Raw genomic sequence first — 12705 nt, 5'->3', positions numbered from 1 at the left:
GGGAACAACCGCAATGCGCGCGCTTCGAATACTGCTGATTCTCGTGGTGATCCTCGGCGGTCTCTTCGTGATCGCCGACCGCCTCGCCGTGAACTTCGCCGAGGACGAGGCCGCGAGCAAGCTGAAGACCAACGAGGGCCTCGCCGCCACGCCGGACGTGTCCATCAAGGGCTTCCCGTTCCTCACCCAGGTCGTCGGCGGCGAGCTGGACGACGTCGAGGTCGGCATCAAGGACTACGAGGCCGCCGCGGGCGCCGGCGGCGAGAAGATCCGCATCGAGGACCTCAAGGCGAACATGAAGGGCGTCGAGTTCTCCAGCGACTTCGGCTCCGCCACCGCGGCCACCGCCACCGGCAGCGCGTCGATCTCCTACGCCGAGCTGCTGAAGGCCGCCAAGTCCGAGCCCACGCAGGTCGCGCCGGGCGTCACCGCCCAGGTCGTGGGCCTCTCCGACGGCGGCGGCGGCAAGATCAAGGTGACGGTCGAGGCGACCGTCCTCGGCACCAAGCTGCCGCAGCCCCTCACCGTGCTCAGCTCGGTCGCCGTCGAGGGCGACACCGTCCGGGTGCACGCCGACACGCTGCCCAGCTTCGGCGGGGTGCAGGCCGCGGAGAACGAGGTGCGCTCGATCACCGACTTCGAGCAGAAGATCGACGACCTGCCGGGCGGCATCCGGCTGGACAAGGTCGAGGCGGCGGCCAACGGTGTGGAGATCGCGGTGAAGGGTTCGAACGTCCGCCTGGCCGGGTAGGGCGAACCTTGCCCGCGGACGACCGTCGGCCGGTCTGCGACCTCCGGCCGCCTCACCCACCCGAGGTGGACGGCGATCGTCCGACTGGTGAGACGCCGTCGTCCGTACCGTAGATGTGAGCGCGCCCGCACGCGCCCGGAAGCCGTGGCACGACGGCCCGGGCGCGTGTTTCGTAGTCCGCCCGTCCCGCTATCCGGACGATCGCATCTCACTATTCGGCACGCTGATGACATCCCGCCCATTACGTCCCTACGATCGGCAGCATGATGCAGCGACAGGCGGATCTCACGAAGCGGCGGGCAGTAGACCTGTGCCGCGTCGCCGCCATGCTCTGTCGCCCCTTCTGAGCGGAAGCGCCGCCCGCCTTCCGCGCCCTCCCGGCGCCCTCGATCCGAGGGCATCCGTGCGCCCGGCCGTAGGCGAGTCCCGGCCGCGCACCCTTCTTCCTGCCCCACCCCCGCCGCAACTGCCCCGGAGGAGAACGAGCATGAGCCGCAGCGACGTCCTGGTCGACGCCGACTGGCTGCAGGACCACCTGGACGACGAGAACATCGCCATCGTCGAGGTGGACGAGGACACGTCGGCCTACGAGAAGAACCACATCAAGAACGCGATCCGGATCGACTGGACCAAGGACCTCCAGGACCCGGTCCGCCGTGACTTCATCGACCAGGAGGGCTTCGAGAAGCTCCTGTCGGCGAAGGGCATCGCCAACGACACCCTGGTCGTCCTCTACGGCGGCAACAACAACTGGTTCGCGTCGTACGCCTACTGGTACTTCAAGCTGTACGGGCACGAGAACGTCAAGCTGCTCGACGGCGGCCGCAAGAAGTGGGAGCTCGACGCCCGCGAGCTGGTCGACGGCACCGAGGTGCCCGAGCGCGCGGCCACCTCGTACCAGGCCAAGCCGCAGGACACGTCCATCCGCGCCTTCCGTGACGACGTCGTCGCCGCGATCGGCTCGCAGAACCTGGTCGACGTCCGCTCGCCCGACGAGTTCTCCGGCAAGCTGCTCGCCCCCGCGCACCTGCCGCAGGAGCAGTCGCAGCGTCCGGGCCACGTCCCGAGCGCCCGCAACATCCCGTGGTCGAAGAACGCCAACGACGACGGCACCTTCAAGTCGGACGACCAGCTCAAGGAGCTGTACGCCGAGGAGCAGGTGGACCTGGCGAAGGACACCATCGCCTACTGCCGCATCGGCGAGCGCTCCGCGCTGACCTGGTTCGTCCTGCACGAGCTGCTCGGCGTGGAGAACGTCAAGAACTACGACGGCTCCTGGACCGAGTACGGCAGCCTGGTCGGCGTCCCGATCGAGCTCGGCGCCAACAAGTAACCGTCCCCGACCGACCTTTCAGGAACTCTCCTACCAAGAACTCTGGAGCAGCAGCATGTGTGGAGCGAAGGCCGGCGGCCCGGACGCCTCGACGATCAAGCCCGGTGAGACCACGATCCAGGGTCATGTGACCCGCGACGGCGAGCCGGTGACGGGCTACGTCCGTCTGCTGGACTCGACCGGCGAGTTCACCGCGGAGGTCCCGACCTCCGCCACGGGCCAGTTCCGCTTCTACGCGGCGGAGGGCACCTGGACCGTCCGCGCCCTCGTTCCCGGCGGCACCGCCGACCGCACGGTCGTCGCCCAGCAGGGCGGCCTCGCCGAGGTCGCGATCGCCGTCTGAGCACGCCCTGACGGCTGGAGGGCCGCACCCCGCGGGTCGGACACCCGGGGTGCGGCCCTCCGGCACGCGTGCGCGGCGCGCCTCAGCACGGCGACCTACGCTGGACGTATGTACGCACGCCGGCGGCACACCTACTTCGCCATGATGGGCACGTGCATCGCCCTGTTCGTCCTGGCCTGGGGCGTCGTACGCCTCTGGTCGGTCCCGGTGGCCGTCGGGATGTGCCTGGTGGCGATGGTCATCCCGCCGCTCGCGGCGATCGTCGCCAACCGCCGCGGCCCCGACGACCGCTGGTGGGACGCCCCGTCCGGGGACCCGAAGTCCGACGAGTGGTGGGACGAACTGGACGGCAAGAAACACCCGTAGCCGCAGCCGGTCGCCGCCGACCGTCTCAGTAGACGAGCGCCTGCGTCTCGCTCCCGAGCGCCTCCTGCACGAACACCTGCGCGCCCGCGATCCGTACGCCCTCCAGGACGTCCTTCTCCGTGATGTCCCGCCGGGCCGCGCACTGCGTGCACAGCGTGATCCGCCCCCCGGCCTGGATCGACTCGATCAGCTCGGGCAGCGGCGCGGCGTGCGGCAGCTCGAACTCGGCGGCCCTCCCGGGCAACGCGAACCACGCCGACTCCCCGGTCAGCCACAGCGACACCTCGACCCCACTGGCCACGGCCACCGCCGCCACGGTGAACGCCTGAGAACACCGCTCGGGAGCATCGGCCCCCGCGGTCACCTTGATCACGAGCTTCTTCGCCATGCCCGAATCGTAATCAACGGCCCCGCAACTCCCCCCGCCGTCCACGGGTCTTCCCTGCGACCGCGATGCGGAACCAGATCTTCATGTGCAGGGGGAGCCTTCTTGACCAGCCCGACGAACGAGCCCGAGCCCGATCTCGAACCGAGGGGGAAAAGGACGACGGCACGGCTGATCGGCGGTGCGACGGCACTCGGCGTCCTCGTCGGCGTCTGCGCCGGGTACGTCGTCCAGGCCGGCCGGGACCCGAAGCTGCCCACGCTCGTCCAGCCGGCGCTGCCGCAGGCCCGCGGCCCGGAGCCGGAGCCGCTGTCCGCCGCCGCGGACCGCAAGGTCAGGAACGACGGTGACCTGCGCGAACTGCTGCTGGAGAAGCCGCGCGGGGCGATCACGCCCGACTGGGTGCTGCCCCAGGGCTGGGCGGACCTGGAGACCTACGCGAGCAGCGCGGAGGAGCCCGAGGAGGCCGCCGCCGAACTCGCCGAGAAGGAGTTCCTGCGGGCCGCCGTCACCGGCTGGGACGTCGGCAGCCACGACGTCGAGATCTGGCTTGCCCAGTACGGGCAGAAGGCGGCGCCGACCGCCCCCGCCGACGACACCGGCAGCGCCCGCTACTGGGCGGAGACCGACCTGGACGTGGTGAGCCGGCCGATACCCGGCACCGGCGAGGGCATGGCGTACGTCCACCCGCAGCCGGTCAGCGAGCCGGGCGGCGGCGCGCCCTTCCACAGCGCGGAGGCCCACGCGTGGCGCGGCGACATCGCCGTGCACGTCTGGATCCGGGCCGACGCCCCCATCCCCACCGAGACGATCGTGAACCTGGCCCGACGCCAGCTGGAGCGGCTGTGACCGAGAACCCCTACGCCCCGACCGAAACACCCCACGCGACGCCGCCGACGCCTGCCACGAGGACACCCGAACCCGAAGCCGACACCACCCCACAGCCCCAGACCGAAACAACCAACACCCCCGCCCCCGCCGACGGGTCCGTACCTGCCGACTGGACCGTCCCCACCGCCCCCGTGCCCCCCGCCTCCCCGTCCGACTCGGCCAGCCGCCGTCTTCGGCGGCCCGCCGCACTGCGCTGGATCGCCGCCGGCGCCGTCTTCGCCGTCGTCGGCACCGTCTCCGCGTACGGGGTCGCGCGGCTGGACCGGAGCGCGATGCCGGGGCTCGCGGCGGAGGCGGGCGGGCTGTGGGAGTTTCCGCGGCTGACCAGGCCGCCGCTGCCGTCCGGCAGCCCCGCGCCCTTCGCCGCCGACGCCGACCCGGACGATCCGGGCGTCCACCACGCCGATCTGCGCGCCCTCGTACTGCCCGCCCCGAAGGGCGCGACGCAGGACGCGACGCTGCGCGGCTCGGACGGCTGGCTGACGAAGGACGACTTCCTGGCGGCCTACGAGGAGCGGGACCGCGCCGCCCTCGGGCAACGCCTCGTCGACACCGGCCTCCGGCACATCGCCGCCCGCGGCTGGACCACCCCGGACGGCACCCGCACCCGCGTCTACCTGCTGCACTTCGCCACCTCGGCGGTCGTGGACGACCTGTTCCACCAGCACCTCGCCCCCGCCGCCGGCCCCGCCCACCAGGTGCGCGGCGCGGAACGGGCCGTCCCCGACGAGGACCTGCCTGACGCCTCCGCCGTCGCCGACATCCGCCGATCCGTGTACGACGAGCCCCGGCCGTACGGGACCGAACACGTCCGCCAGGGCTATCTGTCCGCCGGCGACGTCCTCGCCGTGGTCCTCCAGTCCCGCGAGGGCACGGTGGACACCGTCCCCTTCGCGCAGACGCTGGCCCTGCAGAGCCAGCTCCTGGGCTGAACCCCCGGGGGGGCGTACCTCGCGGAGAGGGCCGGGGCCCGGCCGCGTAAGCTGGGCTCCGGCCCTGTGTCGTACCGAACCGCGTACCGAAGCACGCTCATCCGAGGAGCACCCCGTGGAGATCTTCTTCGAAGCCCTGCTGGTCCTGGTCTGCGTCGGCGTCCTCGCCTTTGCCGTCCTGACCGTGAAGAAGCTGTACCAGGGCCAGCGCTGACCCACGTCTAGGAACTGCCACCCATGATCGAGATCCCGTCCGACCTCCACAAGGACCTCGTCCCCCTCGCCTTCCTGCTGGGCAACTGGGCGGGCGCGGGCGTGCACGACTTCCCCGGCTCCGAGAAGTGCAACTTCGGGCAGGAAGTCACCTTCGGCCATGACGGCCGGGACTTCCTGGAGTACCGCTCCCACACCTGGGTCCTGGACCAGGACGGCAACAAGGTCCGCCCCCTGGAGTCCGAGTACGGCTTCTGGCGGATCGACGCCGGCCGCAAGGTCGAGGCGACGATGACCCGCGACGACGGCGTCATCGAGATCTGGTACGGCGAGCTGGCCGACAAGAAGCCGCAGATCGACCTGGTCACCGACGCCGTGGCCCGCACGGCCGCCTCCCGCCCCTACACCGGCGGCAAGCGCCTGTACGGCTACGTCAAGAGCGACCTCATGTGGGTAGGCGAGAAGCAGACCCCCGAGGTCGAGCTGCGCCCCTACATGTCGGCGCACCTGAAGAAGGTCGTCACCCCGGAGGAAGTCGAGCGCTGGGCGAAGGCCCTGCCCGACGACATGCCGGACGACGGGATCGCCTTCTTCAAGTAGTTCTAGACTCGTCGGTGTGGTGAGCACCGATTGGAAGAGCGACCTCAGGCAGCGCGGCTACCGGCTGACGCCGCAGCGACAGCTTGTCCTCGAAGCAGTGGACACCCTGGAGCATGCGACCCCCGACGACATCCTCGTGGAAGTGAGGAAGACGGCGTCGGGGGTCAACATTTCCACCGTGTACCGGACCCTGGAGCTCCTGGAGGAGCTCGGGCTGGTGAGCCATGCGCATCTGGGGCACGGCGCGCCGACCTACCACCTCGCCGACCGGCACCACCACATCCACCTGGTGTGCCGCGACTGCTCGAACGTCATCGAGGCGGACGTGCAGGTGGCGGCCGAGTTCACGGCCAAGCTCCGGGAGACCTTCGGCTTCGACACCGACATGAAGCACTTCGCGATCTTCGGCCGCTGCGAGGACTGCTCACGGAAGGGCGCCGCCGAGCGGGGCTCCGCTGACCAGGGCCAGTCCCGTCAGCCCTCGGCCGCGAAGAGTCCGGCTACCGAGTCGTAGGCTTACGTTCATGAAGAGCCCCCTGCTGTCCCTGCCCGGCGCCGTCCCCGCCGAGGGCGCGGACGAAGGTGTCGCCGCCCACTACGGCGACCTGTTCCGAGAGCAGCGCGCCCTCGCCGACGGCGCCGGCTTCGTCGACCTCTCGCACCGCGGGGTGGTCGCCGTCTCCGGCGAGGACCGGCTGAGCTGGCTGCACCTGCTGCTCACCCAGCACGTCAGCGACCTGCCAGCCGGCGAGGCCGCCGAGGCGCTGATCCTCTCCGCGAACGGCCACATCGAGCACGCCCTCTACCTCGTCGACGACGGCGCCACGGTCTGGGCCCACGTCGAGCCCGGCACCCAGGAAGCGCTGATCGCGTACCTGGAGTCGATGAAGTTCTTCTACCGGGTCGAAGTCGCCGACCGCACCGCCGACTTCGCGGTCGTCCAGCTGCCGGCCGGCTCCATCGCGGAGGTCCCCGAGAACGTCGTCGTCCGTGAGACCGCCCACGGCCGCGACCTGTTCCTGCCCCGAGCCGACCTGGAGTCGTACGCCGAGAAGTCCGGCCCCGCCGCCGGGATCCTCGCCCACGAGGCGCTGCGCGTCGAGCAGCACCGCCCGCGCCTCGGCTTCGAGACCGACCACCGCACCATCCCGCACGAGCTGGGCTGGATCGGCACCGCGGTCCACCTCCAGAAGGGCTGCTACCGCGGCCAGGAGACGGTCGCCCGGGTCCAGAACCTGGGCAAGCCCCCGCGCCGGCTGGTCTTCCTGCACCTCGACGGCAGCGAGGTCCACCTCCCGCCCGCCGGCACGGAGATCCGCACCGCCGACGAGGGCCCCGACGGCCGCAAGATCGGTTTCGTGACGACGTCCGTACGCCACCACGAACTGGGCCCGGTCGCCCTGGCGTTGGTGAAGCGCAACGTCCCGCTGGACGCCCGGCTCATCGCCGGCGACACGGCCGCCGCCCAGGAAGTCGTCGTCGAACCCTAGGGGCTGCCCAGATCCGTCCGGCAGACGAGACGCCGGTTACATCTCCAGCAGCACGGTGAACGGGCCGTCGTTCGTCAGCGACACGCGCATCTGCGCGCCGAACCGGCCCGTCGCCACCGTCGCGCCCAGCGCGCGCAGTTGGGCCACCACCTCGTCGACGAGCGGCTCGGCCACCTCGCCGGGGGCGGCCGCGTTCCAGGTGGGACGGCGTCCCTTGCGGGCGTCGCCGTAGAGCGTGAACTGGCTGATGACGAGGAGCGGGGCGTCGATGTCGCTGCACGACCGCTCGTCGGCCAGCATCCGGACCGACCACAGCTTGCGGGCGAGCTGGGCCGCCTTCTCCTTGGTGTCCTCGTGGGTGACCCCGACGAGCACGCACAGCCCCTCGCCGTCGATCTCCCCGACCGTCTCGCCGTCCACGACGACGCTCGCGCCGTCCACCCTCTGCACCACCGCACGCATGCGGACCATCATGCCGTGCGACCGCCGACCGCCCGCCGCCGGGCTGCTTTTTGATCCGTAAGGCCCTATCTGGGGCCGTTCGGGGGCACTCGGTCACATTGCGGCCACTTGGGGTGGCACGATGCTCCCACGCGCCGGTCGAGGGGACGGTAGAGGCACATGAGCACATCGAGCACCGTGAGCACGGAGAAGGCGGCGAGCGCCGCGAGTACGAGGGGTACGGGGAGCACGGGGAGCCCGAGGGGTGCGGGGAGCCCTAGGGGTACGGCGCATACGGCGGCGCGTCCTGCGGCGACCGCAGGCACCACCGACGTCACTGGCGCCACCGCCACCGCCACCGCCACCGCCACCGCCACCGCCGCCACCGACGTCACTGGCGACGCCGTCCCAGGCCCCGCCACCGTCGGCAACCCCGGCGGAGCCCCCGGCGCCGGGCAACCCTCCACCCGCCCCCAACGCCCCCCGGTACAGCGCACCGACAGTCCGCCCCGTGCGCTGACCGCCGAGTTGTCCGAACCCGACCTGGTCCGGCTGAGCCTGCCCGAGCTGCGCACCCTGCGCCGGGACGCCCAGCGCGACGAGGCCGACCTCAGTTACGTACGGCGGCTGCTCCAGGGGCGGATCGACATCCTGCGCGCGGAACTGGCCCGGCGCTCACCGGCGGTCGTCCCCGTGCCGGCGGAGGCCTCGATGGTGGCCCGGCTCTCGGAGATCCTCACCGACGCCCCGGCCCGTCACCGCTCCTCCGCCCGCCATGTCACGCTGGGCACCCCGTACAGCGAGGAGTACGGCCGGCTGGCCGCGGAGATGCTGGCCGAGGTCGAGCTCTCGGACCTCGACGCCCGCACGGACCCGGAACTGCACGAGGCGATGGCCCGCCTGGTCCGCTACGAGCAGCAGGTCTCCCGCCGCCGCCAACGCCTCCAGCGCACCGCCGACGACTGCGGGGCGGAGGTCACCCGGAGGTATCGGGAGGGCGAGGCCCAGGTGGACGACCTCCTCAGCCCGTCCGGCGTCTGAGGACGAGGCCCGTTCAGGGCCGAAGCGGGGGGTCTGGGGGGCGGCAGCCCCCAGGTACGGGACGGGTAGGGGCGGCAGGGGCGAAAAAAACTCCCGCGCCCCCCACCCTCACCCCCCTACCGTGACTCTCATGACCTCCCGAGCCGACTCCGCCATAGAAGTACGCAACGTCACCGACCACGAACTCCCCGACTGGATGCGCGCGGTCAACACCGGTTTCCTCCGCAGCGCGCACCTGTCCGACCAGGAAGTCGCCGACCGCCGCACCAACCTCGCCGACTCCCGGGTCTCCGCCGCCTTCGACGCGGGCAGCTGCGTCGCCACCTTCCGCTCGTTCCCGCAGGAGCTGACCGCCGTCGGCGGCGCGCAGGTCCCGGCCGACGCCATATCCGCCGTCACCGTCTCCCCGACCCACCGCCGCCGCGGCCTCCTCACCCGGCTGATGGCCGACGACCTGGCCGCCGCCAAGGAGCGCGGCGACGTCGTCGCCACCCTCATCGCCGCCGAGTACCGGATCTACGGCCGCTACGGCTTCGGCCCGGCGACCACGATGACCGAGTGGGCGGTCGACGTGTCCCGCTCCGGCCTCGACCCCCGCTGGTCGGGCCCGCAGGACGGCGGCCGCATCGACCTGGTCGACGGCGTGGAGGCCCGCAAGGTCGGCCCCGAGCTGCACGACCGGCTCCGCCGCGCCCGGCCCGGCGCGGTGAGCCGTACCGAGCACTGGTGGGAGACCGAGACCGGTCTGCTGCGGCTGCACGGCGACTCCTCCTGGACCGAGCCGTTCTACGCCGTGTACCGCTCGGGGGACGGCGAGGTGCAGGGGCTGGTCTCCTACCGGGCGGACGACAAGTGGGGCGACAGCAAGCAGCCGTTGAACACGGCCTCGGTGCGCTGGCTGATCACCTCGACCCCGGCCGCGGAGCGCGCCCTGTGGCACTACCTCTGCTCGATCGACTGGGTGGTGCGGGTGACGTCCGGCTGGCGCGCCCCCGACGACCTCCTCCCGCACCTGCTGCCCGACCCGCGCGCGGCCAGCGTCACCACGCAGGCGGACTGGCTGTGGGTGCGGATCCTGGACGTCGTACGGGCCCTGGAGGCGCGGACGTACGGCGCGCGGGGCTCGCTGGTCCTGGAGGTGACCGACGACGCCGGCCTCGCCGGGGGCCGCTATCTGCTGGACGCGTCCGCGGACGGAGCCTCCTGCACGCCGACGACCCGTACGGCCGATCTCACGCTGGACGTGGCGGCGTTGGCCACGCTGTGGCTGGGCGACGAGCCGGCGACGCGGCTGGCCGCGCTGGGCCGGCTCGGGGAAGAACGAGCGGGCGCCGCCCGTGAGGCCGACGCCCTGCTGCGTACGCCCGGACGACCGTGGTGCCCGGACCTGTTCTGAGGCTCCTTCCAGCTCATCCGTAGCGGTCACCCTGTTCGGTGCGAACTGTTCTTTCGTGACTGTTCAGCTGGAGCTGTCCAGTTGGAGCTGTTCAGTTGTGACTGTGCCGAAGACGATGTGGAGTTGTGGCTGTGCGGGCGATCTGAAGTTGTGACTGTGCGTCGGTGTCGGCCTGCGTGGGCTCCCGGCTCCCCTCCGGAAGGGAGCTCCACCGGCCAACCGTCTGGAAGTTTGACCACGTTGTTGAAGTTGGCAGCCAACTTCACTCTACTTATGTCCGCTTGGAAGCGTCCTATAACCATCTCTCCTTGAACTGCCGCAAGATGGCGAGAAGTTGTAGTGTTTGGTCGTGGAGCCGGAACATGCCTCCGTCAATGGGCGGAACGGACCGGTACGGCCGGCGCGGTCGCACCCCTCTCCCCATGACGTGGCCGACGAGCTGCGCACCCGGATCAGGACCGGGGTGCTGCGGCCGGGCCAGCGCATGCCCACCCAGGCCAGGCTGGCGGACGAGTTCGGCGTGGAGCGGGGGGCGGTGCGCCAGGCGCTGCGCATCCTCCAGTCGGAGCGGCTGCTCACCAACGTCTCCAAGGGAGCCCCGGCCACGGTCGCCCCGCATCCCGGCGCGATCGGGGCGCCGGCCGGGCCGGGAGCGCCGCCGCAGCCGACGATGGTGGCGCTGACCCCGCGTATCGTCGACGCGTTCGCGGTTCCGCACGTGCGGATCGACGCCCTGTGCCTGACCGCGGTCTCGCTGACCCTCGCGATGGGCGAGCCGCTGCGGCGGATCCACTCCGGGGAGCTGAAACCGGCCAAGATCGACGTGCGGGTCCTGCTGCCGTCCCGGGACATCGAACTGGCCTTCCCCGCACCGGTGGACGCCTCGGCGACCGGATGGCTGCAACGCCGCTGGCTGGCCCACCGCAACGCCCAGGGGCAGGTCCTGCGGCACAACCTGCTCACCCTGCGCGAGACGCACGGCATCGACGTCGACGTCAGCTTCCGCGCGCTGCCGTTCACCCCGCCGGTCAAGCTGTACCTCCTCAACGGGGCGGAAGCGCTGCTGGCGTACTACACCGTGCAGCGGCGCGAGCAGGAGATCGACCACGAGCAACTGGAGATGTACGACGCCGAGGGCACGCGGTCGGTCCTGTTCGCGTTCGAGCAGGGCGCCGGACCGCGTGACTCGGCGTTCGTGGAGCAGTCGCTGCGGTGGTTCAACGCGCTCTGGGAGACGATCAGTTCGGAGCTTCTGCTCACGAGCTGACGGCGGGGCCGGTGACCAGGAGGGCCAGGATCACGGCGCCGGCCGAGCTGACGCCGGGGCTTCTGGTCCTGATCCCGACGGTGAGCAGGAACAGGCCGACGGTCCCGGCGGTGCCGTACTTCCACTGGACGGTCTGCTCGAGGACGGCGGAGAGGAAGGTGAGGGCAGGCATGGTGGTTCCTCTCGTCGGAGGCGGGGTGGGGCAGGGCGGGGCGGGGTGGAAAGGGTGGTGGCGGGAACCCGGAGGCAAGACTTCCGCCAACTCGACCAAGTTGGCAACCAACTCTGACTATGTTGTCCCCACTTGGTGGCAACTACTAAACAACTCTCAAACAACTCCCTTCAGATGGATCTAAGTTGTAGCGTTTGGTCGTGACCCAGGAGAACGTGGTAGTGAACGGCAGCAGAAGGCTCTCGCCCCAGGAGATCGCCGATGTCCTGCGCGAACGCATCCGCGTCGGGGATCTCAGGGCCGGCGACCGCCTGCCCACCCAGGCCGAACTGGCACATGAGTTCGACGTGGAGCGCGGCACCGTACGCCAGGCCCTCAGGGTGCTCCAGGACGGCGGACTGCTCACCAACGTGAGCAAGGGCAGCCCCCCGCGCGTCGCCGAACCGCCGCCCTCGGCCCGTGAAGAGCCCCAGCCGACGATGGTCGCCCTGGCCCCCCGCCTCACCGAGGCCTTCTCGGCGGCCCACGTCCGCATCGACGCCGCCTGCCTCACCTCCGAGAGCCTCATCCCGGCCCTCGGCGAGCCGCTGCGCCTCATCCACGGGGGCAGCGTCCGCCCCGAGAAGATCGACGTCCGCATCCTCCTGCCGTCCCGCGACATCGACCTCGCCTTCCCGGTCCCGGTCGAGGGCCGCGGTGAGGACGACCCGGTCCACCACCGCTGGCTGGCGATGCGCAACGCGCAGGGGCAGGTCCTGCGGCACAACCTGCTGACCCTGCGCACCCACGGCATCGACGTCAACGTCACCTTCCGCGCCCTGCCGTTCACCCCGCCGGTCAAGCTGTACCTCCTCAACGGCCGGGAGGCGCTGATGGCGTACTACATGGTCGAGCGACGCGAGGAGCCGACGGACACGGGAACGCTCGACATGTACGACGTGCTCGGCACGGAATCGCTGCTCTTCTCCTTCGAGAAGTCGGCCGGCCAGCGGGACGCGACCTTCGTCGAGGAATCCCAGAAGTGGTTCGACGCCCTCTGGGAAACAATCACCTCGGACCTGACACTCTCCTAGTGACCTCTGAT

Annotated in this window: 17 protein-coding genes; 14 read left to right on the top strand and 3 right to left on the bottom strand. The window is 71.0% G+C overall.

The window, feature by feature from the left end; all coding sequences use genetic code 11:
- Window positions 1-13 precede the first annotated feature (13 nt).
- The 5 genes from ACFYX4_RS12165 to ACFYX4_RS12145 all read left to right on the top strand — a co-directional run bounded on the left by ACFYX4_RS12165 (window position 14) and on the right by ACFYX4_RS12145 (window position 2793).
- Window positions 14-751 (top strand): DUF2993 domain-containing protein, encoded by a 738-nt coding sequence (locus ACFYX4_RS12165; RefSeq protein WP_389330029.1) that lies wholly within the window; start codon window positions 14-16, stop codon window positions 749-751.
- A 263-nt stretch (window positions 752-1014) separates the two neighbouring features.
- Entirely contained in the window at window positions 1015-1098 is an 84-nt protein-coding gene (locus ACFYX4_RS12160) for an Ms5788A family Cys-rich leader peptide (RefSeq protein WP_350818853.1), read from the top strand.
- Window positions 1099-1238: 140 nt separating this feature from the next.
- Window positions 1239-2084 (top strand): sulfurtransferase, encoded by an 846-nt coding sequence (locus tag ACFYX4_RS12155; protein WP_389330026.1) that lies wholly within the window; start codon window positions 1239-1241, stop codon window positions 2082-2084.
- Between the two features lie 55 nt (window positions 2085-2139).
- A complete protein-coding gene (locus ACFYX4_RS12150) occupies window positions 2140-2427 on the top strand; it encodes a DUF1416 domain-containing protein (protein WP_042174833.1) in 288 nt (95 codons plus the stop codon).
- Between the two features lie 108 nt (window positions 2428-2535).
- Window positions 2536-2793, top strand: coding sequence for a DUF3099 domain-containing protein (locus ACFYX4_RS12145; protein WP_389330023.1), 258 nt, complete (start codon window positions 2536-2538; stop codon window positions 2791-2793).
- A 25-nt stretch (window positions 2794-2818) separates the two neighbouring features.
- On the opposite strand, the gene ACFYX4_RS12140 is transcribed toward ACFYX4_RS12145, so the two are convergent.
- Complete coding sequence (locus ACFYX4_RS12140; protein WP_389330020.1) at window positions 2819-3181, bottom strand: DsrE family protein; 363 nt, start codon at window positions 3179-3181, stop codon at window positions 2819-2821.
- Window positions 3182-3283: 102 nt separating this feature from the next.
- Here ACFYX4_RS12140 and ACFYX4_RS12135 point away from each other — a divergent pair, with 102 nt between their 5' ends.
- From ACFYX4_RS12135 to ACFYX4_RS12115, 5 genes are all read left to right on the top strand, one after another.
- Window positions 3284-4027 (top strand): hypothetical protein, encoded by a 744-nt coding sequence (locus ACFYX4_RS12135; protein WP_389330017.1) that lies wholly within the window; start codon window positions 3284-3286, stop codon window positions 4025-4027.
- Entirely contained in the window at window positions 4024-5001 is a 978-nt protein-coding gene (locus ACFYX4_RS12130; protein WP_389330015.1) for a hypothetical protein, read from the top strand. Before ACFYX4_RS12135 ends, ACFYX4_RS12130 begins: the two co-directional genes overlap by 4 nt.
- 237 nt (window positions 5002-5238) lie before the next feature.
- Window positions 5239-5814: an FABP family protein gene (locus tag ACFYX4_RS12125; protein WP_389330012.1), complete on the top strand. Its 576-nt coding sequence runs from the start codon at window positions 5239-5241 to the stop codon at window positions 5812-5814.
- Between the two features lie 16 nt (window positions 5815-5830).
- Complete coding sequence (locus ACFYX4_RS12120; protein ID WP_389330009.1) at window positions 5831-6328, top strand: Fur family transcriptional regulator; 498 nt, start codon at window positions 5831-5833, stop codon at window positions 6326-6328.
- Window positions 6329-6338: 10 nt separating this feature from the next.
- On the top strand, window positions 6339-7304 hold the full coding sequence (locus tag ACFYX4_RS12115) for a YgfZ/GcvT domain-containing protein (protein ID WP_389330006.1): 966 nt from the start codon (window positions 6339-6341) through the stop codon (window positions 7302-7304).
- Between the two features lie 36 nt (window positions 7305-7340).
- Here the strand turns inward: ACFYX4_RS12115 and dtd are convergent, their stop codons facing one another.
- Complete coding sequence (gene dtd, locus ACFYX4_RS12110) at window positions 7341-7766, bottom strand: D-aminoacyl-tRNA deacylase (RefSeq protein WP_389330003.1); 426 nt, start codon at window positions 7764-7766, stop codon at window positions 7341-7343.
- Between the two features lie 495 nt (window positions 7767-8261).
- On the opposite strand from dtd, the gene ACFYX4_RS12105 reads away from it, so the two are divergent.
- The 3 genes from ACFYX4_RS12105 (at window position 8262) to ACFYX4_RS12095 (ending at window position 11449) form a co-directional block, all read left to right on the top strand.
- The gene (locus ACFYX4_RS12105; RefSeq protein ID WP_389330264.1) at window positions 8262-8786 is read left to right on the top strand and encodes an aerial mycelium formation protein; all 525 of its coding nucleotides are present in this window, start codon (window positions 8262-8264) and stop codon (window positions 8784-8786) included.
- 130 nt (window positions 8787-8916) lie between these two features.
- Window positions 8917-10182: a GNAT family N-acetyltransferase gene (locus ACFYX4_RS12100; RefSeq protein ID WP_389330000.1), complete on the top strand. Its 1266-nt coding sequence runs from the start codon at window positions 8917-8919 to the stop codon at window positions 10180-10182.
- 343 nt (window positions 10183-10525) lie between these two features.
- Window positions 10526-11449, top strand: coding sequence for a GntR family transcriptional regulator (locus ACFYX4_RS12095; protein WP_389329997.1), 924 nt, complete (start codon window positions 10526-10528; stop codon window positions 11447-11449).
- Here ACFYX4_RS12095 and ACFYX4_RS12090 read toward each other — a convergent pair.
- Window positions 11439-11621, bottom strand: coding sequence for a hypothetical protein (locus ACFYX4_RS12090; RefSeq protein WP_389329994.1), 183 nt, complete (start codon window positions 11619-11621; stop codon window positions 11439-11441). The genes ACFYX4_RS12095 and ACFYX4_RS12090 overlap by 11 nt on opposite strands.
- Window positions 11622-11815: 194 nt before the next feature.
- Between ACFYX4_RS12090 and ACFYX4_RS12085 the strand changes: the two genes are divergently transcribed.
- Window positions 11816-12694 carry a GntR family transcriptional regulator gene (locus ACFYX4_RS12085; protein ID WP_389329991.1) on the top strand — a complete coding sequence of 293 codons (879 nt, stop codon included), beginning with the start codon at window positions 11816-11818 and terminating at the stop codon, window positions 12692-12694.
- Window positions 12695-12705 lie beyond the last annotated feature (11 nt).

This window comes from Streptomyces sp. NPDC002328 (genome assembly GCF_042890065.1).
Taxonomy (GTDB): Bacteria; Actinomycetota; Actinomycetes; order Streptomycetales; family Streptomycetaceae; genus Streptomyces.
Note: the sequence above shows the minus strand (reverse complement) of the source record. Positions and strands in the feature narration are given on the sequence as shown.

Bases quoted from the DNA above. Each gene is read 5' to 3' on its own strand.
- ACFYX4_RS12125 (WP_389330012.1), top strand. From the start codon at position 5,239: ATGATCGAGATCCCGTCCGACCTCCACAAGGACCTCGTCCCCCTCGCC.
- ACFYX4_RS12150 (WP_042174833.1), top strand. From the start codon at position 2,140: ATGTGTGGAGCGAAGGCCGGCGGCCCGGACGCCTCGACGATCAAGCCC.
- ACFYX4_RS12160 (WP_350818853.1), top strand. From the start codon at position 1,015: ATGATGCAGCGACAGGCGGATCTCACGAAGCGGCGGGCAGTAGACCTG.
- ACFYX4_RS12100 (WP_389330000.1), top strand. From the start codon at position 8,917: ATGACCTCCCGAGCCGACTCCGCCATAGAAGTACGCAACGTCACCGAC.
- ACFYX4_RS12145 (WP_389330023.1), top strand. From the start codon at position 2,536: ATGTACGCACGCCGGCGGCACACCTACTTCGCCATGATGGGCACGTGC.
- ACFYX4_RS12165 (WP_389330029.1), top strand. From the start codon at position 14: ATGCGCGCGCTTCGAATACTGCTGATTCTCGTGGTGATCCTCGGCGGT.
- ACFYX4_RS12115 (WP_389330006.1), top strand. From the start codon at position 6,339: ATGAAGAGCCCCCTGCTGTCCCTGCCCGGCGCCGTCCCCGCCGAGGGC.
- dtd (WP_389330003.1), bottom strand. From the start codon at position 7,766: ATGCGTGCGGTGGTGCAGAGGGTGGACGGCGCGAGCGTCGTCGTGGAC.
- ACFYX4_RS12090 (WP_389329994.1), bottom strand. From the start codon at position 11,621: ATGCCTGCCCTCACCTTCCTCTCCGCCGTCCTCGAGCAGACCGTCCAG.
- ACFYX4_RS12155 (WP_389330026.1), top strand. From the start codon at position 1,239: ATGAGCCGCAGCGACGTCCTGGTCGACGCCGACTGGCTGCAGGACCAC.
- ACFYX4_RS12140 (WP_389330020.1), bottom strand. From the start codon at position 3,181: ATGGCGAAGAAGCTCGTGATCAAGGTGACCGCGGGGGCCGATGCTCCC.